Below are 23,334 nucleotides of genomic sequence, written 5' to 3'. Positions count from 1 at the left end.
GTTCATTCAATTATTGCTGCTACTTTAGCAGAGTTGCTTCTGAATACTGGTTTGGGGAAAAAGATAAAGCCTATAAAAGAACGGAAAATGTATGTTTGGGAAGTCTAAATGGCAGAAACTTCTCAAGCGAAGCAATTTTTGAATCAGTTTAGGGGGAATATTAGGATAAGATATACCTTCTGTAAATTTGCTCTATATAAATAGATTATTTGTAAAATATTGATAAATAGCTTATTATACTACCAATAATAAGCTTCACAGAACTGTTTGACATCAGTGTGGAGAAAGTATTGTTCTAACAACTTGTACGTTGTAAGTAATCTGTAGAATGGGGTAACTTTTCTCTAAGCGTAGCTTTAAACATAGCCAGCCTATGTAGGGAAATACCGTTCAGGGAAAGAATTAGAATAATGATACCTCTGGGATAAATATTTTTTAAGATAAAAGGTAAACGGCCGCAGCATTAATAATTAAAAACATTTTAGAAAAAAGCATTACCTACATATGTATGATTACCTGGTTTTTAAGCGCCTTCTTATAAGGTTTCACTGTATATTACAAAGCCTTTTAACCATTTAAAGGAATCGAATTATATTTGTATATTCGCATAAGAAGCAACTACACATTGAATTTTATTTTTTCTTTTAGCTGTTTACTCAACACATTTAAGGATCTATTTTGAGGTTGAAATTGAACTTTATGAAAAATATAAATACCTTTTATCTGCTGGTTTTTTGCCTGATGGTGCCATTATTATATGCATGTCCGGGGAAAGAACCCAATCCTGCTAGCAAAACAGAATTAATACAAAAGAACTGGAAAGTAAGGCAGGTAACAGCTAATGATAGTCCTGTTTATACAGATCCTCCTGTGTCTACTCCTAACTCTCAGAACTATGCGAATTACCGATTAAATTTTACAAGCGCTACTGGCTTTTCACGTACAGATGTAAGTGGCACAGTAACCACTGGTACCTGGCAGTTTGATAACAATGAAAACCCACAAAAGATTATTTTTAGCACAGGTAACCCGTTAGAGGTAGAATTAGAATCACTCGCTGAAAATAGCCTGGAAATCAGCTATGTTGTACAAAGTACAAAAACAGGCGATACAGAATACAGAATAATATTAATTCCGGCTCAGTAATCAGAAGCCAAATACGTTGAAAAGCGAAAGCAGATACATCTGCTTTCGCTTTTTTATTCATTCCATCTCCATTCATTTCCCAGAACCAATTCATTTTTCAACCCCTGCTTTATTAAAAACTCTTTCGTTTGTTCATCAGCATATTTGTTGGCTGGTAGTTGGTCTGCATTAGCTAACGCATACAGCATCATAGCAGTAAAGCGGACAGAATTGTCGAGATGCTTTTTGTTGATTAGCTTAAAATTATCGCAACTGGAATGATAGCATTGGTAAACTCGTCGGTCCAAGTTACTTACCGGGGCTGTAACGGGTATTCCCTGTAAAAGAAATGGCTGGTGGTCGCTATGTAAACCAGCAGTATTGGTAACGGAATTGCGGAAAGTAGTATCTATGGCTCTTATTGTGCTGCCAATTTCTGTAAAGAAGGATACCATTTCTTCGCGGCCGAAAGCATTAAACCCGATAGGATTTCCGGCCATATCCAGATTAACCATATACCTGAGCTGCCTGATGGATTTATCTTTCAGCATCGTATGAATATAGGCTTTGGAGCCAACTAACCCTTGTTCTTCGCCCATAAACATGACAAATTCAATAGTACGTTTGGGTTTAAGTTTCAAAGCTTTAAATACTCTGGCAATCTCAAGCACGGTAAACGAACCTATGCCATTATCAATTGCTCCGGTAGCCAAATCCCAGGAATCCAGGTGGGCACCAATGATAATTTTTTCTCTTGGTAATTTAGAGCCTCTCAACGTAGCAATTACATTCCGGGCAGTTACTCTATTACTAATGTTATGCATCGAAATATGAGCTTCCAGATTAGGTTCTTCCTGCATCCATTCCCGGATTATCTCTCCCCCTTCCAGAGAAACGCATATAGCAGGAATAGGTATAAGTTGCCCTGTAACAGAAGCAGTGCCAGTGAGTAATACTCCGCCCTTTACCCCGTTTACCATAATTACTCCGGTTGCACCATATTTTATAGCCAGCGCTGTTTTTTCAGACCGGTGCAAATTTTTAAGAGTTTTATCGGGAGGCAGTATGCCTATGTTCATCAATACAACTTTGCCTTTTACTTCATCTTTTGAGTTTTCAAAGTCATTTTCCAGTCCATTGCCCACATCCACAATCAGCCCTTTCATCTGCGACTGAACAGGTGAATGAGCCAACGCTACAGCTTTAATCTCCCGGAAGTTATCACTGTTTTTAGGCACAATCTCTAGAGAAACGGTGTCTCTGATCCATGCTTCTAACTCAAATGGCTGATATTTTACTCCTTTGTATCCGTATTGTTCCAGCAATTGGTGGGCATATTCTTCCGCTTTTTTACCATTGGGACTTCCTGTCAACCGGTGACCAATGGTCGAAGTAGCTTGTTGCAGAGAGGAGTATGCTTTAGAGTGATTAAGTACTTCTTCATTAATTTTTTGAAAAACAGCATTAGGCTGCTCTTCAGCTGTATAATAAGCTGTGAGAACAACTATAAAAAAAGAAAAAATAAGTAAGTAATGCTTTCTCATCTACTTATCAGGGGCTTCTTTAAAATTTGCTGTAATATACGTAAAGGCAAAATATTTTGGAATGTTCAATCCAGACTTGCCTGTAAATGTATTGACCTTGGTTAGATTCTATAAAAGATGGCGCACAAATTGGCAGGAGAGCTCTTAAAAAGACAAAAATTAGTTTTTGGTAAATTTGTTCCAGGTTTAATAGTATTATGTTACCTTTGCACCCCAATGGCAAGCAGCCCAGATATGTTTCTGGATGCTTCCTTTTTAGTTGTTGACTAAGTGGTGGGATTAATCTTTTCTGCAGAAAGTTTAAAAATACCCATTCGTTAGCATATTCTTATACTTGCACATATATATGAAGCTGTCAGAATTTAAATTCGATCTACCCGCCAATCTACTAGCCTTATATCCTTCCGAAAACCGTGATGAAGCCAGAATGATGGTAGTAAACCGGAAGGCTAAAACTATTGAACATAAAATTTTTAAAGATATTATTGATTACTTTGATGATGGAGATGTAATGGTAATCAATAATACAAAAGTATTTCCTGCCCGCTTGTATGGCAATAAGGAAAAAACTGGTGCTAAGATTGAAGTATTCCTGCTACGTGAGCTGAATAAAGAAGCGCATTTATGGGATGTATTGGTAGATCCGGCCAGAAAGATTCGCGTTGGAAATAAACTATATTTTGGCGACGGTGACTTGGTGGCTGAGGTAATAGATAATACTACTTCCCGCGGGCGTACCATCCGTTTTCTGTATGATGGCTCAGATGAAGAATTTTACAAAACAATAGATGAACTAGGGGAAACACCACTACCTAAATATATAAAAAGAAAAGCAGAGCCCGCTGACAGGGAACGCTATCAAACCATTTATGCAGAGCATACTGGTGCTGTGGCAGCTCCTACAGCAGGGTTGCACTTTACCAAACAGGTAATGAAACGCCTGGAGATTAAAGGTGTACAAATTTCTCCCATCACCCTTCATATTGGCTTAGGTACCTTCCGCCCGGTAGATGTGGAAGATTTAACTAAGCACAAAATGGATTCTGAGAATTTTATAGTGCCTCAGCCAACCGTAGACAGAGTAAATGATGCGTTGGATGCCCGTAAGCGGGTTTGTGCCATTGGTACCACTACCATGCGTGCGTTAGAGTCTTCTGTATCTGCCAACGGACGTTTAAAAGCAAACCAGGGCTGGACAGATAAATTTATTTTCCCGCCCTACGACTTTAAAATCTCTAATGCGCTGGTTACCAACTTTCATATGCCAGAGTCTACCTTGCTGATGATGACGTGTGCTTTTGGCGGGTACGACTTAATTATGCAAGCATATAATACAGCCGTAAAGGAGAAATACCGTTTCTTCAGTTATGGAGATGTAATGCTTATTATCTGATATACTTTTAGAGCCGGAGCTAACCTATAAACGTAGCTCCGGCTCTTATACTATTCTACTCACTCTCTTGTCCTTATATGCAATTATTGTAGCAGGTGGTACTGGTAGCCGAATGCAATCTGAGGTACCAAAGCAGTTTATACCTGTAGGCCGCCTGCCTGTTTTAATGCATACGCTTACTCGCTTTTATCAGGCGTTTCCAAGTATACAAATCATTCTTGTATTACCAGAAAAAGACATCTCTACATGGAATACACTGTGTAAGCAGTATACTTTTACTGTGCCCCATTTACAAGTGCCCGGTGGAGAAACCAGGTTTCATTCTGTAAAAAATGGTTTACAAGCTATTACAGCAACGGATGGATTAGTAGCAATTCACGATGGTGTAAGGCCATTTGTTCCTGTAGCGACTATTAAGCATAGTTTTGATGTAGCCAGAGAAAAAGGGTGTGCGATTACAGTAATTCCGCTGAAGGATTCAATCAGAAAAGTTAGTGTGGATGGAACTAGCCAGACAGTAGACCGCACACATTTCAGACTTGTACAAACCCCTCAAACTTTTCAGCTACCTGTTATCAGACAAAGTTTTTTACAGGCTGTTCATACCCATTTTACCGACGATGCCAGTGTAGCGGAAGCAGCCGGTTTTCAGCTAAGCCTGATAGATGGCTCTTATGAGAATATTAAAATTACTACACCTGAGGATTTATTGTGGGCAGAGGCTTTTCTGAAGAAGAAAGCATAACGCAATTACCTATCTGCCAGATTCCAGTAAAGTAATATGCCGCTGTATTACCTCCGGATGCAATGGCTCTAACATAGGCCGGTCTACAGAAAGATTAAGCAAATAGCCTTCCATAGTAAACAAATTATGCAGATCGTGTGTAATGCAAAATACTGTTTTCTGATAATGTTTTACCCATTCCATCATCAGCGTAAAAACCTGCTTTTTATTATATAAATCTAACTGCTGTGTAGGTTCATCCAACAAATACACTGGTGTATCCTGCACCATCAACTGTGCCAGCCATACTAACTGCTGTTCGCCTCCGGATAAGTCTACAAAATTATGTTGTGCAAGGGGTAATAACTTGAGCAAAGCCAAAGCTTGATGTGTGGCCATATAATCCGCTTGGTTATATGCCTGGAAAAACTTTTTCATCCGGAACCTTCCCATTACTACCAATTCTTCTACAGGTATAGAAAAACCCACATTGTTTTTTTGAGCTAGTAGTGCTAGTTCTCCCAAAGTAAAGGGATTGCTGGTATGCTTTAATAATTGGTTGTTAATAATAATTTCTCCCTGATAGGGTAACTGGCCTGAAAGTGCTTTAAACAACGTAGTTTTTCCAGAGCCATTATGGCCGACAATTGCTACAAAAGCAGGATGGGATATTTTAAAAGATAAATTGCGGATTATAGTTTTTGCACCATAATCCGCAATTAAATTTTTTACTTCAAATACTATTGACACTTTATTATTTGTACCTCAACAAGCTAAATGGGGTGTAAGAATATATTTTTATAAATCCTTTTGCCCCTTTGCTTGCTTAGTATTCGTCTTCATTAAAAAAGAAATCATCTTTTGTTGGATAATCAGGCCATATTTCTTCTATGCTCTCATAGGGTTGACCATCGTCTTCTAATTCCTGCAGATTTTCCACGACCTCCAATGGTGCACCGGAGCGGATAGAATAATCAATTAATTCATCTTTTGTGGCAGGCCATGGGGCGTCTTCTAAGTAAGAGGCTAACTCTAAGGTCCAATACATAGTCTTTTCCTTTTAAATTTAAATAGTGTGCGAAAATAAAAAGTAAATCGGATTAATCAACTACTTGTGTTTTGGTTTGTTCAGATCTTATAAACGAAAACCTACAAAATTGTTTGAATTATCTCTGGTTTTATTTGTCAAGTGGCGTTTATTGTATCTACTACCAGCACTTGATACGTATTATCTGGATTTAATGGCAGCAAGTTCTGCTTTAAACTGGTTCAGCAGCAATTCTTTTACACTAATCTTTCTTTTCTGTACATTCAATTTAGATACTACCATTTTGTCCATTGTCTGGCTTTTATTCAACATATTCATGCCATCTACATTGCCCTCATAGGTATCCAGTTCCATTTTATCTTTTCTGATCAGATCTGACATAACGGATATTTTTATTTGAAGCTGATCTACCAATGGTTTTTTATCAAAAAAGAAGTTTTTCCTCTTTACTACCCGCATCAAATAATTCATTTCAAAAATCTTATCACACGCTGCTCTGAACCGGTCAGATAACTGCCTGTCCTGGAATTTGGGGTTAACCCCTACATTTTTCCATTCCATCAGTAATTGTTTGGCTCTTTCCGAAGCATGCGTAATATCGCTGCTTTGCAGCAATTCTTCTGCTTCTTTGGTGAGTTTCTCCTGCGCAAGTTTTTTTGGATCAACCCGTTTTACATATGTACCTGATTGTCCTTTTGCTTTTTTATACCGCTCAAAAAATACATCGTTAGCTTTTTTAAAGTCTTCCCAGGTAGTACCTGCCATGGCTTTTGGTACTTTTCCTACCTTTTTCCACTGCTCCTGCAGTCGCTTGAATTTGGAAGCTGTTACATCCAGATCGGTAGAATCTTTCAGGTACATTGCCTGTTTTACCAGATCTTCATACCGAGACACTCTTCTGCGGGATATTTCATTCTTTTGTTCAAAGTAAGCTTTACGTCTGTCGAAAAACCCGTTAACTATGGCATCAAACTGGCTTTCAATTTCTTCGTGTTCTTTGTCTACAGCACCAGTTTTTATCCACTTGGCTTTAAGTTCCTTAAACTTTTCGGAGGTTTCTTTCCAGTCTGTGCTATCGGCAAGCGCTTCAGCTTCCTGCAACAATGCCCGCTTAATTTCCAGGTTACGTCCTCTGTTATGTACAATCGTTGTCCGGAGTTCGGCTTCCAGTTTGTCTAATCTGTCAAGCAAGGCCGGATAATCGCCTAATCCATCAAATTCTATTAGGTACTGACGCAGGTGCAGCAGTTTCATCAGATATGAACCTTTATTTTGAGCCTCATTTACGAGTTCATGTAGTTCATTTACTTTTTGTGTCGCAGTTTCAAACCGGTCTCTGAAATATTTTACACTTGCTTCTACACTTTGTTTTACCTCTCCTATTTGCCGGTCAGGATAGCCCAAAAAGCCCCGTAGGTAGACTTTATTATCACGGACATATCCATATTCATCCGACCACTGAATTTCTTCCATCATTTTGCAGGTTGTTTGTTTTACTTAAATATACTGATATCTCTATTCTAATTACCAGGTTATTTTTATTTGCGCTTATATGCTAAATTTAAAATATAAAAAGCAATGGTAAAATAAAATTTTCAATAAATATTATAAAATCAGGATGTATACTATTTTATTTTTTTACTAAACCTGTACCTTTTACTATCTGTTTGGCGACTCTAAAGTTGATCAATCTAAATGGATCAACCATTGCCTGGCTTCTTAAGAAAAGCGGACTAAACTTTTTTATAAATAATCCTATATCTTTATTGTATAAAACGGTATGTGTTTCAGTTACAATTTTAATTAATTACTTTTTAAAAAAAACGCCCTAAGCATATTTTTTCCCATATTTGTAGCAATATATCAACAACTTAAGCCGATGAGTAACGAAACCATCATATTTTCGATGGCGGGGGTAAGTAAAATATACCCGCCTCAGAAACAAGTATTAAAAAATATTTACCTGTCTTTTTTTTATGGTGCCAAAATAGGTGTGCTCGGTCTGAATGGTTCCGGTAAATCTTCCCTATTAAGAATAATTGCCGGAGTAGATAAAAATTTTCAAGGAGAAGTAGTTTTTTCACCTGGATATACTGTAGGCATATTAGAGCAAGAGCCTCAACTGGACCCGAACAAAACAGTAAAAGAAGTAGTCGAAGAAGGGGTGCAGGAAATTGTAGACCTATTGAAAGAGTTTGACCAGATCAACGAAAAATTTGCAGACCCTGATGCGGACTTCGATAAATTAATAGCTAGGCAAGCAGAAGTACAAGAGAAACTGGATCACTACAATGCCTGGGAACTGGATACCAGGCTGGAAAAAGCCATGGATGCTCTTCGTACGCCACCACCGGATGCCTTAATTGCGAATCTCTCTGGTGGTGAAAAACGCCGGGTCGCCCTTTGCCGGTTATTATTGAAAGAGCCGGATGTACTATTGCTAGATGAGCCAACCAACCACCTAGATGCGGAATCGGTGCAATGGCTGGAGCAGCATTTACAACAATACAAAGGTACTGTTATTGCCGTAACCCACGACCGTTATTTCCTGGATAATGTAGCCGGATGGATTCTGGAGCTGGATAGGGGAGAGGGTATTCCGTGGAAAGGTAATTATACGTCATGGTTAGAGCAGAAACAAAAAAGGTTATCCCAGGAAGAGAAAACAGAATCTAAACGCCAGAGAACGTTGCAGCGTGAATTAGAATGGGTTCGTATGGCTCCAAAGGCCCGCCATGCTAAGTCTAAAGCCCGTTTAGGTGCTTACGATAAGCTGTTGAGTGAAGAAACTAAACAGAAAGAAGATAAATTGGAGCTATTTATTCCCGCAGGTCCACGTTTGGGTAGTAAAGTAATAGAAGCAAAAGGTGTATCAAAAGCATTTGGCGATAAACTTCTATTCGAGAACCTTAGCTTCTCCTTGCCACAAGGTGGAATTGTTGGAATTATAGGGCCTAACGGTGCTGGTAAAACGACTTTGTTTAAGCTCATTACCGGACGTGATAAACCTGATGCTGGAACATTTGATGTAGGAGATACTGTACAAGTAGCTTATGTAGATCAGGAACACGATAATCTAATACCGAATAAATCAGTATTTGAAACCATTTCTGGAGGAACAGAGCAAATGCTACTGGCCGGCCGGCAGGTAAACTCCAGAGCCTATGTAAGTAAATTTAACTTTAGTGGTGCCGACCAGGAGAAAAAGGTAGGCAACTTATCGGGTGGAGAACGCAACCGGGTGCACCTGGCCATGACTTTGAAACAAGGGGCTAATTTATTGCTGCTTGATGAGCCTACCAACGATCTGGATGTAAACACCATGCGTGCTCTGGAAGATGCCCTGGAGAATTTTGCAGGCTGTGCAGTAGTGATCTCCCACGACCGCTGGTTCCTAGACAGAATAGCTACGCATATCCTAGCATTTGAAGGCGATTCGCAGGTGGTTTTCTTTGAGGGTAACTATTCGGAATACGAAGACAATAAAAAGAAACGGCTGGGCGATGCTGAACCTAAACGAATCCGGTACAAAAAATTAGCCTAAGAATTAAGCAGCACCTCATAGATTCTGGAAATCTGTGAGGTGTTCTTTTTTATGTTTGTTACATTTTATTCGAATTTACAATCGTCTTATGCCACCTAGACCCTATATATTAGCAGAAACCAATTGGAAAGCTGTAAAAGATCAGACCTATGATGTAGCTGTACTTCCTTGGGGAGCTACTGAGGCGCATAATTATCATCTGCCGTATGCTACGGATACCATGCAATGCGATTATGTAGCGGCTGAGTCTGCCCGTATGGCCTGGGAAAATGGCACCAAAGTAATTGTGTTACCCACTATTCCTTTTGGTGTAAATACTGGCCAGTTAGATATTACACTGGACATCAATATGAATCCCAGTACCCAGATGGCTGTACTACGCGATATAGTTGATGTACTTGCCAGGCAAAAAATCAATAAGATTGTAGTAATGAATGGCCATGGGGGCAATGATTTCCGGCAGATGATCCGGGAGATTCAGGCACAATACCCTACTACCTTCATCTGCACGATGAATTGGTACAAAGCTGTAAACTGGAATAACTATTTTGTAGAACCTGGAGACCACGCAGGTGCTATGGAAACCAGTGCCATGATGCATATTGCCCCGGATCTAGTTCTGGACTTATCAGAAGCTGGCGATGGGAAAGATAAAAAATTTAAATTAAGTGGATTTAAGGAAGGATGGGTATGGGCACAACGCGAATGGAGCAAGGTAACTAAAGATACCGGTGTGGGTAATCCGGCAGAGTCTACTGCAGAAAAGGGGAAGATTTATCTGGATGCTATTACAGCCAATATTGCTAAGTTTTACACAGAATTAGCCCGTTGCCCCATAGAAGATTTATATGAATAATTAAGCATACATAGGTTGATGCGCTGCCTGATATTAGTGCATCAACCTATGTATGCGTTAGCTTGTTTTATTCTTCTTCATCCTCTGCTTTCTCTTCTTCATCCTGCTCATCAGTTGATTTTTTTACCTTTTCCTTCTTAATAAATTTACCACGGGGCTTTCCTTCTTCGGGTTCCTCTAATAAATCATCCCGGTCGCGTAGTTTTTTATCGTCTACATTCTTGTTTAGAAACTCATTGATTTTATTGATGTCGTAATTGGTAATGATTTCCCCGAATGTATTTACTTTAATTTCAAATCCTTCCAATTCAGGATTTACTCTGGGTTTTTCATTTTTGGATATTTTCTTTTTAGCCATGTTTGTAGGAGTTTATACAGCTAGATGAATCTAATAAAATATTGAGCTTTAAATCCACCTATTTATTTCCTTTATTTTGCTCTGTCCTGCAGTTTGTCTAACGCATTACCTAATCGGGTAGTTGTTTCTTCTTTGCCTAAAATCTCCATTATTTGCATCAAATCAGGGCCAGCGCCTACCCCAGTAATAGCCAGACGTAAGGCTTGCATCACTTTTCCTATTTTTACTCCCTGCTTTTCTAATACGGTATGCAACGTATCCTTTGCCGTATCGGCTTTTAAGATGCTGCTCAAACCCTGCAAAGCCTGTTTAAAATCAGCTATTACACGAACGGCCTCGGAAGTCCATTTAGCTTGTACAACGGTTTCATCATACGACTCTGGTCTGTCAAACAAATACGTTACTTCCGACCATAGTTCACTTGGAAAAGTAATCCGTTCTTTCATAATGCTGCTGATCTTAGCGGCTTTTTCCGGCGAGCAATCTATGTTTTTTTCTTTCAGGATAGGTAACAAGTAATTCGTTGCCAGCTCTTCATCCGTTTTTATCCGGATATATTGCTGATTATACCATTTTGCTTTGTTAATATCAAACTTCACCCCAGCTTTACCTACTTTCTCAATGGTGAACGCCTCAACCAATTCGTTCATAGTAAACAATTCTTGTTGTGTACCAGGATTCCAGCCCAGAAACGCCAGAAAATTAATTAATGCTTCCGGTAAATAGCCTGCTTCCCGGTACCCTTGCGAAAACACCTGTTCGCCAGTTTTATGGTCAATTCCATTCCAGTTCAGTGGAAATATAGGAAAGCCTAACGTATCTGCCTCCCGTTTGCTCAGCTTGCCATTGCCATCCGGCTTAAGTAGTAGAGGTAAATGAGCAAATTGTGGCATAGTATCTTCCCATCCTAAAAACCGGTACAACAGCACATGCAAAGGGGCCGAAGGCAACCATTCTTCTCCACGGATTACATGCGTAATCTCCATCAGGTGGTCGTCTACTACGTTTGCCAGGTGGTAGGTAGGCATTCCGTCAGATTTCATCAGCACTTTATCATCAATAGTAGAAGAGTGTACCATTACCCAGCCCCGGATCAGATCATTTAGCCGGACCTCCTCTTTGCGGGGCACTTTCAGGCGGATTACATAGGGCTCCCCAGCGTTTATCCGTTCGTTTACCTCAGCTTCTGGCAAGGTAAGGGAGTTCTTCATCTGAAGACGCGTGATAGAATTATATTGAGGATTATCTACTTTTGCTGCCTTTAACCGTTCACGCATAGCCTCCAGCTCCTCAGGTGTATCAAACGCATAGTAGGCTTTGCCTTCATTTAGTAACCTTAGGGCATGCTCGCGGTAAATATCTTTACGTTCCGACTGGCGGTAAGGCGCATGCGGGCCTCCTTGTTCTATGCCTTCATCTATGCCAATTCCTACCCATTTCAATGATTCAATAATATATTCTTCGGCTCCGGGTACAAAGCGGTTCTGGTCAGTATCTTCTATGCGTAACAACATTTTTCCGCCTAGTTTTTTTGCCAGCAAGTAATTATATAATGCCGTTCTCACGCCGCCAATGTGTAAAGCTCCGGTTGGGCTGGGAGCAAAACGTACACGTACTTCTCTATCCATTATCTCTTATATTAAATACAATTAAATTTTACTGGTGCAAAACTACAAAATAACCCCATTACAGACCCAAGGGTTTTCAAAAGCTTACAGGTCTTTCATTATTCACTTACTGTTTTTTCTAACAGACGCCTGCTGATCCTAACTTTCTGATTAAAATCCAGAATGGAAATCAGATAAATTCCCAGTAGCAATAACAGCAAGCTTCCCGAGGTTAGCCAGTTTTTTTCTATCAGCAGGAAAAATAGAAATGAAAGGAGCAGCATCAGGGAGAAAAAGCTTAAATAAAATAACGTAGAAGGAAACATGCGGTAGGTAACAAACAAAATACTTCCTTTAGAGGTAGCTTCTATTTTGCCTACTATCAAGGGAAGAAAATTGTCGGCATGCTGTATCCGCTTAGAAATACGGAACTTATAATTTTTAATCCATCCGTTAAACAAATACTTAGTAGGCTCAAAAGGAGACTCAGGCAGGTCGTCTTGCAAGGGTTTTATCCGCTTCCTCAGCTTATACTCTACTTCATTTGCTTTAAAAGGCAAAATTAAAATAGAGTTTTTATAGGGAAGCAGGTTCATGGATCAGCTCAATTACAAAAAATACTAAACGTAAGTAAAGATACCCGGAGGAGAAATGTATTCCTTACGTAAGTCTCAATTTTTTATGATAACACGGCTATGCAGGAAATTTCCACATTTACATCCTTTGGCAAGCGGCTTACTTCTACTGTTTCGCGGGCAGGCGGCTGGTGGTCAAAGTAGCTGCCATACGTTTCATTAATTTTGCCGAAGTTATTCAGGTCTTTTACAAAAATAGTACACTTAACAATGTTTGAAAACCCGGCGCCAGCTTCAGCCAGAATGTGCTTTAGATTTTGCATCACCTGGTTAGTTTCGCTTACAATATCAGCTGTAATAAGTGCACCACTGGAAGCATCCAGGGCAATTTGCCCGGAAACATATAAGGTATTACCTGCTAATACTGCCTGGCTATACGGACCAATGGGAGCCGGAGCTTTCGGGCTGTTAATTATTTTTTTAGACATAAGTTTTATAGGCTGATGGGTTGATAAGTTACTGTGCTGATGACGAGCAATACATTTGTCATTTTGGTAAAGGAAGTTTATTGCTGACAGAAGTCTACAGAAATGCTCCCTTTACCAAAATGACAAGATATACTTACAAATGAATTACTTCATTATACGCAGCGGCGGCTGCTTCCATAATAGCCTCAGACATAGTTGGGTGAGGGTGAACAGATTTGATAATTTCATGCCCGGTGGTTTCCAGTTTGCGTGCCACCACTACTTCCGCAATCATTTCTGTTACATTAGAGCCAATCATATGGGCACCTAGCCACTCACCATATTTAGCATCAAAAATCACCTTTACGAATCCATCCGACGCACCGGCAGCTTTCGCTTTACCAGAAGCCGTAAAAGGGAATTTCCCTACTTTTACTTCATAGCCTGCATCTTTTGCCTGTTTTTCGGTATACCCTACCGAAGCAATTTCTGGCTGGCAGTAGGTACATCCGGGAATATTATTATAGTTTAATGGTTCCGGATGATGCCCGGCTATTTTTTCCACGCAGATAATGCCTTCCGCCGAAGCAACGTGGGCCAGAGCAGGACCGCTTACAATATCGCCAATGGCATATACACCTTCTACATTAGTGCGGTAAAATTCATCCACCATCACACGGTTCTTATCTACTTTTACACCTACTTCTTCCAGGCCAATATTTTCCAGGTTAGGTGAATAGCCTACCGCTGAAAGCACAATGTCACACTCCAGCGTTTCCATACCAGCAGCCGTTTTTACCTTTACCTTACAGCCATTGCCAGAGGTATCTACCGATTCTACTGAAGAGTTAACCATAATGTTGATGCCTGCTTTCTTGTAGTTTCGCTCCAGTTGCTTAGAGATTTCTTCGTCTTCATTGGGAACAATACGGGGCAGAAACTCCACAATGGTTACTTTGGTACCGATAGAACTGTAGAAATACGCAAATTCCACCCCAATAGCTCCAGAACCCACAACTACCATAGAAGCTGGCTGCTTTTCTAGCACCATGGCTTTGCGGTAGCCAATTATTTTTTTATCGTCTATTTTCAAGTTAGGCAATTCACGGGCACGTCCACCAGTGGCTATAATAATATGTTTAGCCTCATAGGTAGTCTTTTCTTTTTTGCTGTTGGTTACTTCTACTTTCTTGCCTTTCAACAGCTTACCAAACCCTTCAATAATATCTATTTTATTTTTTCTGAAAAGAAACTGAACCCCTTTGCTCATACCGGCAGCTACATCGCGGCTCCGCTTAATCATAGAACCAAAATCGGCAGTGGCATCTTTTACATCAATACCATAATCTTTTGCATGTTCTATATATTCAAAAACCTGGGCACTTTTCAGCAATGCTTTGGTAGGAATACAGCCCCAGTTCAAACAGATGCCTCCCAGTTCCGCTACTTCTACTACGCCAACTTTCAGCCCTAACTGAGATGCTCTGATGGCAGCCACATAGCCACCCGGACCGCTTCCTATTACTATCAAATCATATTGTGCAGACATATTTTTTCTATGGGTTTAGTGATTTCGACGCAAATTTATAATAAAAAATTATAGTTTCTTATATTTAATCTATGCCTGCCTCTTGGTAAGAGAGTAGCCGTTTTATTGGGTTGGGTTTACTATTCTGGTAAACTCTTTTACAGATAAACCTTATAAGTTGCTGGTAAGTTTTTATAAAAATTGAGTTATTTGAAGCGGTAAAATACCTGGCCAATGAATCATGCACGATTACTAATAGTCTCTTTCCTCATTTTCTACAGTTCTTGCAAAACTGTTCGCCCTACAACCACCCAAGCGGATGACGGACAAATAGAGGTAGTGTTTTTGCAAATGAACGATGTGTACGAAATTGCTCCCCTGGATGGAGGCAGAGTAGGCGGGCTAGCCAGAGTAGCTACGATCAAAAAAAGGTTAGTACAGGAAAACCCCAATACGTTTGCTGTGATAGCCGGCGATTTCCTTAATCCTTCTTTGATAAATACATTGAAATACGATGGTAGCCGCATTAGCGGTAAACAAATGATAGATGTATTGAATGAAACAGGCCTAGATATAGCTACCTTCGGTAACCATGAGTTTGATATTAAAGAAGCAGAATTGCTAAGCCGCTTGCAGGAATCAAAATTTAAATGGGTGTCAGCGAATGTATTGCATAAAAATTCAACTGGCATGCAGCCTTTTGTAGCCGGTTCCGGAGATCAGGCAAAACCTATTCCTAAAACGCTGGTACTGGATGTACAGGATACAGATGGCACTTCTATAAAATTAGGCATACTCGGTGTAACCCTGCCTTCCAACCAGGTAGACTGGGTTGCGTATTCGGACTTCAACGAAACTGCTGCGGTAGCATATAAAAATCTAGAAAGCCAAGCAGATGTGGTAGTGGCTATTACACATATTGATCTGGAAGATGATATAAAGTTAAGTAAACAGAATCCGGGCATCCGGCTGATTATGGGAGGCCACGATCACACCAATAGTTATGATAAAGTAGGCGGCTCCTATGTGGCCAAAGCCGATGCCAATGCCAAAACAGTATATGTTCATAAACTGCTATACAATAAAACAACTAAGCAGCTAACAATAAATTCCTCCTTAATTAACGTTGATACGTCTATTCCTGCTGATTCTTCTACAGCCCTTGTAGTATCTAAGTGGACGAGTATTGCCCAGAATAGTTTTACAGAACAGGGCTTTAACCCAGATGAAATTGTATATATAGCTCACGAACCTCTGGAGGCCCGCGAAAGCCACATCCGGCACCAGCAGACCAATATGGGAGATATTATTGCTAAAGCTATGTCTGCTGCTGCACCGCAAGCAGAAGTGGCTATGGTAAACAGCGGCTCTCTTCGCCTGGACGATCAGCTCACTGGCAACATTTCCCAGTATGATATTCTGCGTACAATGCCTTTTGGCGGAAAAATCCTGGAGGCTGATATGACGGGAGAACTACTAGAAAAAGTATTAACTACTGGCCGGAGCAACAAAGGGAAAGGTGGGTTCCTGCAACTGGATAAGGTTATTTATAACGCAGACACCCAATCCTGGTTAGTAAATGGCCAACCATTAAATAAAACTAAAACCTACCGGGTAGCCCTATCTGATTACCTGTTGACTGGCTTAGAAACTAATTTTGGGTATTTAAAACCTGGAGCACAAGGGCTGCTAAAAATCTATGAGCCTGATGTAACCAATAAGGAAGACGTGCGGAATGATATACGAATGGCAGTTACTAGCTATCTAAAGAGTTTAAACAAGTAAGGGAAGCCGTTAGACTTCCCTTAGTTTATAGAGTAGAGTAGTAATATATTTATTTGAAGGGTACCACTGATTTTTGCTCTTTCAGCATATTCTGTGAAGAAAGGCTTTCCACCACGTTCGCTTGTAACGTAATTTTAGTGCCAGGATTTTTTAGATCATTAGAGTATAGTGTAACTACTTCATTCTGCTGCTGTAAAGCTCTGGGACTATATTTAAGCTCCAAGGTGGTTTTTTCACCTGGCACCAAAGTAGATTTAGTTACTGAGTAGCTCACACAGCCGCAGGCACTCTGAATCTGTTGAATCTGTAATTCGCTTTTACCTATATTGGTTACTGTAAATAGCTGGCTCACTAGCTGTCCTTTTTCCAGTTTACCAAAATTGTGCAGCGTTTTATCTAATTGCAAGGTAGGCGAAGTAGCTATTTCCTCTGGTGTTACGGCTTTGTCTGTTTTGGGTACTACGGCGCCTTTAATAGTGAGCATTTTGGTAGCAGGTTCAGCATTGCTGGTAACAGTAATCGTTTTGTGAAATGCCCCTGGACGGCCGGCACTATTATACGAAGCCGTTATCTTACCTTTTTTACCTGGTAATACTGGGTCTTTAGTCCAGAAAGGGGTAGTACAACCGCATGAAGCACTTACATTAGAGATAACAACCGGCGATTTGCCTGTGTTCGTAAATTCAAATTCGTAAGTGGCCAGCTTGCCTTCTTCTACATTGCCAAACTCATGGGTGTCTTTAGTGAACGTAATAATGCCTTGGGCTAAACTGACCTGCGCTAGTAAAGCCATAAGTACGGAAAAAAATGAAAATTTCAGTTTCATAAGAATATAAAATAGAAAATAGTTTGTTCTCAACGGGGTATACACAAATATATGGAAATAAGAAGGATTATGCCAGAATCGTTTTGTGCTGAAAAAGTATGAGGTGTGCTAGTATGTAATAAATAGGTTTGAAAGCTACAACTTTTTATATATTTTTGTTACAATCCCTTTAGGTTTTCCGTAAAATATCATATTTAACCTAAGATAAATTATAGTGATAACACACGATATACAAACTCAACTCAGCTTTACTAAAGAGGAGGTTCTCCGGGACTACCGCATCGCCTGTGAAAGCAGGCAGGCAAGTTTGATGGGGCGCAAAGAGGTGTTCATGGGGAAAGCAAAGTTTGGCATATTTGGAGACGGAAAAGAAGTAGCGCAGCTAGCCATGGCAAAAGTGTTCAGAAAGGGAGATTTCCGGTCTGGCTACTACCGCGACCAAACCTTTATGCTCGCTATTGGCGAACTTACCTTGCAGCAATACTTTGCCCAGTTATACGCACATACAGATATAGAAGCAGATCCGGCTACAGCAGGCCGGTTGATGAATGGGCATTTTTCTACGCGTAGTCTGGACAATAATGGGAACTGGAAAGACCTTATGCAGATAAAAAATTCTTCTGCTGATATTTCTCCTACAGCTGCACAAATGCCCCGGCTTTTGGGCCTGGCCTATGCATCTAAATTATATAGGAACAACCCTGGCTTACAACACCTGACTACATTTTCCAGGCAAGGTAACGAAGTGGCATTTGGGACCATTGGCAATGCCTCTACTTCCGAAGGATTGTTTTTTGAAACCATCAATGCTGGCGGCGTACTTCAAGTACCTATGCTGGTAGCTGTATGGGATGATGAGTATGGCATTTCGGTACCGGCTGCTTACCAGACAACCAAAGGTGATATTTCCAAAATACTCTCTGGCTTCCAGCGGACAGAAGACGAACAAGGCTATGAAATTTACCGGGTAAAAGGATGGGATTTTCCAGCTTTGTGTGAAGTATTTTCACAGGCCGAGCAGGTTTGCCGCAAAGAGCATGTGCCAGCACTGGTGCATGTAGTGGAAATGACCCAACCCCAGGGCCATTCAACCTCTGGTTCGCATGAACGCTACAAGTCTAAAGAACGCCTGGCCTGGGAAGCAGAGCACGATTGTATTAAAAAGATGCGTGAATGGCTGATCAGTAATGAGTTTGCTACAGCCGACGAATTAAATGAAATAGAAGCAAAAGCAAAAGAAACAGCCAGAATCGCTAAAAATACCGCCTGGAAAGAGTTTATGGATTCCATGCAGCCAGATTATGAAGAAGCCTTAAAACTGCTGGAGCAAACGGTAAAAGAAAGCAAAGCTGGAGAAAAAATAAAACTTATTCGCGAAACGCTGGTCCGTACGATTAATCCTATACGGGCGGATGCCATAAGCGCAGTTAAGAAAACATTGCGGCATCTTCGTTCAGAAGATATCCCGGCTAAAGAAAACTTGCTAGCCTGGGTAAATCGGGTTAAAACCGAAAATGTTGACAGGTTCAGCTCTCACTTATACAGCCAGTCGGCAGAAGCCGCGGTGCATGTAGAAGGTGTAAAACCAGTTTATACTGAATCCAGTCCAGTAATGGATGGCCGGGAAGTGCTTCGCACCTGCTTTGATGCGATGTTAGCCAGAGACCCGAGAGTAGTAGCCTTTGGGGAAGACGTAGGTAAAATAGGCGATGTAAACCAGGCTTTTGCCGGTTTGCAGGATAAATATGGTGAACTACGCGTAACAGATACTGGCATACGGGAATGCACTATTGCCGGCCAGGGAATTGGTTTGGCCATGCGGGGCTTACGGCCTATTGCCGAAATTCAGTACCTGGATTACCTGCTCTATGCCATTCAAATTCTCTCTGACGATCTGGCCAATCTGCAATACCGCACCAAAGGCGGGCAAAAAGCACCAGTTATTATCCGTACAAGAGGGCACCGCCTGGAGGGTGTATGGCATGCCGGTTCACCCCTGGGCATGATTCTGAATAGTTTGCGGGGAGTACTAGTATTAGTGCCTCGTAACATGACCCAGGCGGCAGGGTTTTACAATACCATGCTTCAGTCGGATGAGCCTGCATTAATTATTGAAACCCTGAACGGTTACCGGTTAAAGGAAAAACTACCTGCCAACATTGCTGAATTTTGTGTGCCTGTGGGTGTTCCGGAAATATTGCGCGAAGGCTCAGACATAACTGTTGTTACGTATGGCTCCATGTGCCGCATTGTAGTGGATGCTGCTCAGCAACTAGCCGAAATCGGAATTTCCTGTGAGGTGATTGATGTGCAAACACTGCTGCCTTTTGATATACACCATGTTATTGCCGATTCAGTAAAGCGTACCAACCGGGTATTGTTTACGGATGAAGATGTACCGGGCGGAGCTACTGCCTTCATGATGCAGCAGGTAGTAGAAGAGCAGAATGCCTACCTATGGCTGGATTCAAAGCCCCGCACGCTTCCTGCCAAAGAACACCGCCCGGCTTATGCTTCCGATGGCGATTACTTCTCTAAGCCTAATGTCGAAGATGTGTTTGACACAGTGTATGAAATGATGCACGAAGCCGACCCGGATAAATTTCCGTCTATTTATTAACACAAATCCTAGGCAACATCAAGAAACTGGCAAGTAAATAAGCCAGTTTTTTTATTGCTTCTTCAGAAAGGCGAATGCTGTATATTTTAATGTAGGAAAATCTTTTTACTTTACATATCAGTAAACGCATAGAAACCATTCCTGCAAATTAACTAACCTCATGTCCTATACCTACGAATATCCGCGGCCGTCTGTAACAGTAGATTGTATCTTATTTGGGTTCGACGATGGAGAACTAAAAGTACTGCTCATTCAACGGGCTTCTGATCCATTCAAAGGGTTGTGGGCATTTCCAGGTGGTTTTCTGGATATGGAAGATCCTACTATTGAGTTTGCTGCCAAACGTGAGCTGGAAGAGGAAACCGGATTGAAAAATGTGTTTATGGAGCAGTTATATACGTTTGGCGACGTAGGCCGCGATCCCAGGGGACGTACTGTTTCAGTAGCCTATTATGCTTTAATTAAATTATCAGATTATCTGCTACAGGCAGGTTCGGATGCCGATAATGCCCAGTGGTTCAATATTTCGGAAGTACCGCCCCTGGCTTTCGATCATGCAAAAATTCTGCAAACAGCCCTGGAAAGACTAAAAGGTAAGGTACGTTACCAGCCTATCGGATTTGAATTGCTTCCGAAAAAATTTACGCTTTCTCAACTCCAGCACTTGTATGAAACCGTACTGGAAACCCCTCTGGATAAACGTAACTTCCGAAAAAAAATACTTAAAATGGATCTGCTGATTCCATTGAATGAACGGCAGGCAGGTGTAGCGCACCGGGCGGCCCAGCTCTACCAGTTCGACAAACAGAAATATGAAGCTTTAAAGTCTAAAGGGTATAATTTTGAGCTGTAGCAGAAACAGTAAAATCTTTTTATGAAGAAATATAGCCATGTGCAGCTAGATCTTCTTTACCTTTTATTTCATGCAATGTGCCATTGATCATTAGTAGGTTCTTATCTGTTATTTGCAGCACATCCCTATAATAATGGTCCGTAAGAATAATTCCTTTTTTCGCTTTCAGGCTGCTAAGCAATTCTTTGATACTATCCTTGTATAAAGGTTCAATCATGGAAAAAGGCTCATCCAGCAGCAGAAAAGGGTGTTCCAGGTGAGCAATCAGCAATATCTCAACGTACCTTAATTCACCATGGGAAAGAGTGCTTACTCTTTTGTTAGCTACGCTGGCAATCTTAGGTGCATAGAATAATTGGTTCTGCTTTTCTCCATCCCGAAAATACAGCGGAATAACGTCTCTTACCTTCATATCTTTTGGCAGAAACCCTTCCTGAGGTAAATAGGCTATATATTGGTTAGGAATAACCTGGGTTGGCTCTATTATAGTTGCATCTAACCATACTTCAATAGAATCGGCTGGTAAGGTACCAAACAAAATTTTCAATAAAGTGGATTTTCCGCTTCCGTTTCTGCCAAATATGCCAACCATTTCCCCGGTCTGGCAGCTAAACTTGACATGAGTTAGCACAGGTCTGTTTCTAAAATTTTTTGTTACATGATGAACCGACAGGCTATGCATTCAGGCGAGGGTCAGAAAAACTAAAGCAGCTACCAGTGAAAGGGCTATATTAATTAGCCATGTGAAAGTGATTAATTTCCTTTTAGTGATGCCTATGTTGTAATAAAAATAATACTGCGACTGTTGGAACTGTTTGTAACAATATAAGCCAATCACCATTCCACCGGTTGCCAGGCAAACAATGCCATTCAACGGGTTTAAAGTAATGAGAGCAAGGATAACTGAAATGGCTATATTATACCTGGTTACGTCCATATAATATTTCCAGAAAGCATGGCTCATTTTATAGCTGTTTATTGCTTAACTAACTTTTGTAAGGCGGCTTCCCGGTAAGCTTTATCCATATATTGAGCCCCTATCATCACACCTTCAATACTCGCCGATTGGTTGATATCCGCCAAAGGATTTCCATTCAGCAACACCAGATCCGATACGGCTCCTGCTTTGATTACCCCGGTCTGCTCGGCCTTGTTTAGATATTTTGCCACATTTACTGTACCAGTACGCAGTGCTTCATAAGGAGAAAGCCCGGCGGCTACCATATACGCTAACTCATGATGTGTAGAGAAGCCAGGAACATTGAATATTTGTGGAGCATCACAGCCTAGCAGCAAACCCACGCCATTTTTCTGGCATTCCAGAATTAGCTGCCTGCGGAGTTGAATATACTTCTCCATTTTTACCTTATCATACTGCGGGTTAGATTGGAGGTTTTTCTTGCTATTTACCCAGTTATTACTGGTTTCTACTGGCATATATTTCATTTCAGGGGCATTTTGGAGTTGCTGTGGATCTACCGGGGCAAACCACCGCTCTGCTAAGGCTTGCGTAGGAACTACCCATATGTTTTTATCCTTCAATCCTTTCATTAGTTTAGGGAGTTGACTAATATCTGCCTTGTCGGCTACAAACATACCGAATAAACCTACTTGCTGCTCAGTCATGTTTTCCATACCAGGTACCATACCTTCAATAAATCCATCCAGGTGATCTATAGAAGAATACCCTGCCTCTATGGCCCGCCAGATGCCTACCTCAAACGGTACATGGCCTACAAAAGGAATACCTACTTCTTTCGCTGTTTTTTCCATAGCAGCAAAAGTTTCTCTGGTAAGGCCGGGATGTATTTTCAGGTAATCATAGCCGGCTTGTTTTTGCTGGCGTACCATCTGTGAAGTTTGTTCAGGAGTTTTTGCACTCTGCCCACTAAAGGAAGGGCCGGTAGTATAGAACCGGGGACCAAGAATCTCACCACTTTGTACTTTGCTTCTTAGTTCCAGGTGGCGTGGATGGCCCAGCATACCCCGGATAGTGGTAATGCCATTGGCGGCAAACAACATAAGCACTTCTTTCATGGGCTCTATGTCGTCTATAGGCGGCACATGCGCATGCATCTCCGCTAAGCCAGGAATCAGGTATTTGCCTCTGGCTTCAATGACAATAGCATTACTGGCATATTTGGCTTTGCTGGCATCTGTCACCGATACAATTTTGCCACCTTTCACTACCACCGCCTGGTTTTCCAGTACCCGTTCCCGGTCCATAGGAATAACATGTACATGATTAAAAACCACTTCTTTCTGAGCCGCATTAATCAGTTTCTGGGCATGCGAGAGATGAGTGGTAAGGATGCATAAAAACAGTAGGAAGGACTTCATAGGTTTATCAGTATTAGTGTGGAGTATGGTCAAGTTTAACGCATGATGGGTGGTGTACCTGCAAACGAACCCTATCTACTAAGTAATATAATTTATTGGATTATTTTGTTGATTTCTTGCAAAAAAATTAAGTAATTACTA

Annotated in this window: 21 protein-coding genes; 8 read left to right on the top strand and 13 right to left on the bottom strand. The window is 40.9% G+C overall.

What is annotated here, in order from left to right:
• Positions 1–699 precede the first annotated feature (699 nt).
• Positions 700–1,146 carry a DUF5004 domain-containing protein gene (locus Q0590_RS06675; protein ID WP_302036724.1) on the top strand — a complete coding sequence of 149 codons (447 nt, stop codon included), beginning with the start codon at positions 700–702 and terminating at the stop codon, positions 1,144–1,146.
• Between the two features lie 53 nt (positions 1,147–1,199).
• Here Q0590_RS06675 and Q0590_RS06670 read toward each other — a convergent pair whose 3' ends face one another.
• Complete coding sequence (locus tag Q0590_RS06670) at positions 1,200–2,669, bottom strand: M20/M25/M40 family metallo-hydrolase (protein WP_302036723.1); 1,470 nt, start codon at positions 2,667–2,669, stop codon at positions 1,200–1,202.
• Between the two features lie 346 nt (positions 2,670–3,015).
• On the opposite strand from Q0590_RS06670, the gene queA reads away from it, so the two are divergent.
• Positions 3,016–4,062, top strand: a complete 1,047-nt coding sequence (gene queA, locus Q0590_RS06665; protein ID WP_302036722.1) for a tRNA preQ1(34) S-adenosylmethionine ribosyltransferase-isomerase QueA — start codon at positions 3,016–3,018, stop codon at positions 4,060–4,062.
• Positions 4,063–4,129: 67 nt separating this feature from the next.
• Positions 4,130–4,807, top strand: a complete 678-nt coding sequence (locus tag Q0590_RS06660; RefSeq protein WP_302036721.1) for a 2-C-methyl-D-erythritol 4-phosphate cytidylyltransferase — start codon at positions 4,130–4,132, stop codon at positions 4,805–4,807.
• Positions 4,808–4,816: 9 nt separating this feature from the next.
• Here the strand turns inward: Q0590_RS06660 and Q0590_RS06655 are convergent, their stop codons facing one another.
• The 3 genes from Q0590_RS06655 to Q0590_RS06645 form a co-directional block, all read right to left on the bottom strand.
• Positions 4,817–5,536 (bottom strand): ABC transporter ATP-binding protein, encoded by a 720-nt coding sequence (locus tag Q0590_RS06655; RefSeq protein WP_302036720.1) that lies wholly within the window; start codon positions 5,534–5,536, stop codon positions 4,817–4,819.
• A 76-nt stretch (positions 5,537–5,612) separates the two neighbouring features.
• On the bottom strand, positions 5,613–5,834 hold the full coding sequence (locus tag Q0590_RS06650) for a DUF2795 domain-containing protein (protein ID WP_009284883.1): 222 nt from the start codon (positions 5,832–5,834) through the stop codon (positions 5,613–5,615).
• Positions 5,835–6,014: 180 nt separating this feature from the next.
• The gene (locus tag Q0590_RS06645) at positions 6,015–7,310 is read right to left on the bottom strand and encodes a DUF349 domain-containing protein (RefSeq protein ID WP_302036719.1); all 1,296 of its coding nucleotides are present in this window, start codon (positions 7,308–7,310) and stop codon (positions 6,015–6,017) included.
• Positions 7,311–7,713: 403 nt separating this feature from the next.
• On the opposite strand from Q0590_RS06645, the gene ettA reads away from it, so the two are divergent.
• Positions 7,714–9,378, top strand: coding sequence for an energy-dependent translational throttle protein EttA (gene ettA / locus Q0590_RS06640; RefSeq protein ID WP_302036718.1), 1,665 nt, complete (start codon positions 7,714–7,716; stop codon positions 9,376–9,378).
• Between the two features lie 88 nt (positions 9,379–9,466).
• On the top strand, positions 9,467–10,234 hold the full coding sequence (locus Q0590_RS06635) for a creatininase family protein (protein ID WP_302036717.1): 768 nt from the start codon (positions 9,467–9,469) through the stop codon (positions 10,232–10,234).
• 67 nt (positions 10,235–10,301) lie between these two features.
• On the opposite strand, the gene Q0590_RS06630 is transcribed toward Q0590_RS06635, so the two are convergent.
• The 5 genes from Q0590_RS06630 to lpdA form a co-directional block, all read right to left on the bottom strand.
• Positions 10,302–10,592 (bottom strand): hypothetical protein, encoded by a 291-nt coding sequence (locus tag Q0590_RS06630; RefSeq protein ID WP_302036716.1) that lies wholly within the window; start codon positions 10,590–10,592, stop codon positions 10,302–10,304.
• A gap of 71 nt (positions 10,593–10,663) precedes the next feature.
• Entirely contained in the window at positions 10,664–12,220 is a 1,557-nt protein-coding gene (gene gltX / locus Q0590_RS06625; protein WP_302036715.1) for a glutamate--tRNA ligase, read from the bottom strand.
• Positions 12,221–12,318: 98 nt separating this feature from the next.
• Positions 12,319–12,795 carry a hypothetical protein gene (locus tag Q0590_RS06620; protein WP_302036714.1) on the bottom strand — a complete coding sequence of 159 codons (477 nt, stop codon included), beginning with the start codon at positions 12,793–12,795 and terminating at the stop codon, positions 12,319–12,321.
• 83 nt (positions 12,796–12,878) lie between these two features.
• Entirely contained in the window at positions 12,879–13,262 is a 384-nt protein-coding gene (locus Q0590_RS06615; RefSeq protein ID WP_302036713.1) for a RidA family protein, read from the bottom strand.
• A 133-nt stretch (positions 13,263–13,395) separates the two neighbouring features.
• Positions 13,396–14,790: a dihydrolipoyl dehydrogenase gene (gene lpdA / locus Q0590_RS06610; RefSeq protein ID WP_302036712.1), complete on the bottom strand. Its 1,395-nt coding sequence runs from the start codon at positions 14,788–14,790 to the stop codon at positions 13,396–13,398.
• A 213-nt stretch (positions 14,791–15,003) separates the two neighbouring features.
• Between lpdA and Q0590_RS06605 the strand changes: the two genes are divergently transcribed.
• Positions 15,004–16,554, top strand: coding sequence for a bifunctional metallophosphatase/5'-nucleotidase (locus Q0590_RS06605; protein WP_302036711.1), 1,551 nt, complete (start codon positions 15,004–15,006; stop codon positions 16,552–16,554).
• A 49-nt stretch (positions 16,555–16,603) separates the two neighbouring features.
• On the opposite strand, the gene Q0590_RS06600 is transcribed toward Q0590_RS06605, so the two are convergent.
• Positions 16,604–17,380 carry a DUF1573 domain-containing protein gene (locus tag Q0590_RS06600; protein WP_302036710.1) on the bottom strand — a complete coding sequence of 259 codons (777 nt, stop codon included), beginning with the start codon at positions 17,378–17,380 and terminating at the stop codon, positions 16,604–16,606.
• Positions 17,381–17,594: 214 nt separating this feature from the next.
• Between Q0590_RS06600 and Q0590_RS06595 the strand changes: the two genes are divergently transcribed.
• Entirely contained in the window at positions 17,595–20,000 is a 2,406-nt protein-coding gene (locus Q0590_RS06595; RefSeq protein ID WP_302036709.1) for an alpha-ketoacid dehydrogenase subunit alpha/beta, read from the top strand.
• 160 nt (positions 20,001–20,160) lie between these two features.
• Positions 20,161–20,853 (top strand): NUDIX hydrolase, encoded by a 693-nt coding sequence (locus Q0590_RS06590; protein ID WP_302036708.1) that lies wholly within the window; start codon positions 20,161–20,163, stop codon positions 20,851–20,853.
• Between the two features lie 19 nt (positions 20,854–20,872).
• On the opposite strand, the gene Q0590_RS06585 is transcribed toward Q0590_RS06590, so the two are convergent.
• From Q0590_RS06585 to Q0590_RS06575, 3 genes are read right to left on the bottom strand one after another with little or no spacing between them, the layout of a single operon-like run.
• Complete coding sequence (locus Q0590_RS06585) at positions 20,873–21,484, bottom strand: ATP-binding cassette domain-containing protein (RefSeq protein WP_302036707.1); 612 nt, start codon at positions 21,482–21,484, stop codon at positions 20,873–20,875.
• Positions 21,485–21,535: 51 nt separating this feature from the next.
• On the bottom strand, positions 21,536–21,817 hold the full coding sequence (locus Q0590_RS06580) for a hypothetical protein (protein ID WP_302036706.1): 282 nt from the start codon (positions 21,815–21,817) through the stop codon (positions 21,536–21,538).
• Positions 21,818–21,828: 11 nt separating this feature from the next.
• The gene (locus tag Q0590_RS06575) at positions 21,829–23,193 is read right to left on the bottom strand and encodes an amidohydrolase family protein (RefSeq protein WP_302036705.1); all 1,365 of its coding nucleotides are present in this window, start codon (positions 23,191–23,193) and stop codon (positions 21,829–21,831) included.
• Positions 23,194–23,334 lie beyond the last annotated feature (141 nt).

It is taken from the genome of Rhodocytophaga aerolata (assembly GCF_030503435.1).
Taxonomy (GTDB): domain Bacteria; phylum Bacteroidota; class Bacteroidia; order Cytophagales; family 172606-1; genus Rhodocytophaga; species Rhodocytophaga aerolata.
This window is presented reverse-complemented; position numbering and strand designations above follow the sequence as displayed.

Excerpts from the sequence above, each read along its gene's own strand:
- Q0590_RS06675 (WP_302036724.1), top strand. The coding sequence starts at position 700 with ATGAAAAATATAAATACCTTTTATCTGCTGGTTTTTTGCCTGATGGTG.
- Q0590_RS06670 (WP_302036723.1), bottom strand. The coding sequence starts at position 2,669 with ATGAGAAAGCATTACTTACTTATTTTTTCTTTTTTTATAGTTGTTCTC.
- queA (WP_302036722.1), top strand. The coding sequence starts at position 3,016 with ATGAAGCTGTCAGAATTTAAATTCGATCTACCCGCCAATCTACTAGCC.
- Q0590_RS06650 (WP_009284883.1), bottom strand. The coding sequence starts at position 5,834 with ATGTATTGGACCTTAGAGTTAGCCTCTTACTTAGAAGACGCCCCATGG.
- Q0590_RS06645 (WP_302036719.1), bottom strand. The coding sequence starts at position 7,310 with ATGATGGAAGAAATTCAGTGGTCGGATGAATATGGATATGTCCGTGAT.
- ettA (WP_302036718.1), top strand. The coding sequence starts at position 7,714 with ATGAGTAACGAAACCATCATATTTTCGATGGCGGGGGTAAGTAAAATA.
- Q0590_RS06635 (WP_302036717.1), top strand. The coding sequence starts at position 9,467 with ATGCCACCTAGACCCTATATATTAGCAGAAACCAATTGGAAAGCTGTA.
- Q0590_RS06630 (WP_302036716.1), bottom strand. The coding sequence starts at position 10,592 with ATGGCTAAAAAGAAAATATCCAAAAATGAAAAACCCAGAGTAAATCCT.
- gltX (WP_302036715.1), bottom strand. The coding sequence starts at position 12,220 with ATGGATAGAGAAGTACGTGTACGTTTTGCTCCCAGCCCAACCGGAGCT.
- Q0590_RS06620 (WP_302036714.1), bottom strand. The coding sequence starts at position 12,795 with ATGAACCTGCTTCCCTATAAAAACTCTATTTTAATTTTGCCTTTTAAA.
- Q0590_RS06615 (WP_302036713.1), bottom strand. The coding sequence starts at position 13,262 with ATGTCTAAAAAAATAATTAACAGCCCGAAAGCTCCGGCTCCCATTGGT.
- lpdA (WP_302036712.1), bottom strand. The coding sequence starts at position 14,790 with ATGTCTGCACAATATGATTTGATAGTAATAGGAAGCGGTCCGGGTGGC.
- Q0590_RS06605 (WP_302036711.1), top strand. The coding sequence starts at position 15,004 with ATGAATCATGCACGATTACTAATAGTCTCTTTCCTCATTTTCTACAGT.
- Q0590_RS06600 (WP_302036710.1), bottom strand. The coding sequence starts at position 17,380 with ATGAAACTGAAATTTTCATTTTTTTCCGTACTTATGGCTTTACTAGCG.
- Q0590_RS06590 (WP_302036708.1), top strand. The coding sequence starts at position 20,161 with ATGTCCTATACCTACGAATATCCGCGGCCGTCTGTAACAGTAGATTGT.
- Q0590_RS06580 (WP_302036706.1), bottom strand. The coding sequence starts at position 21,817 with ATGAGCCATGCTTTCTGGAAATATTATATGGACGTAACCAGGTATAAT.
- Q0590_RS06575 (WP_302036705.1), bottom strand. The coding sequence starts at position 23,193 with ATGAAGTCCTTCCTACTGTTTTTATGCATCCTTACCACTCATCTCTCG.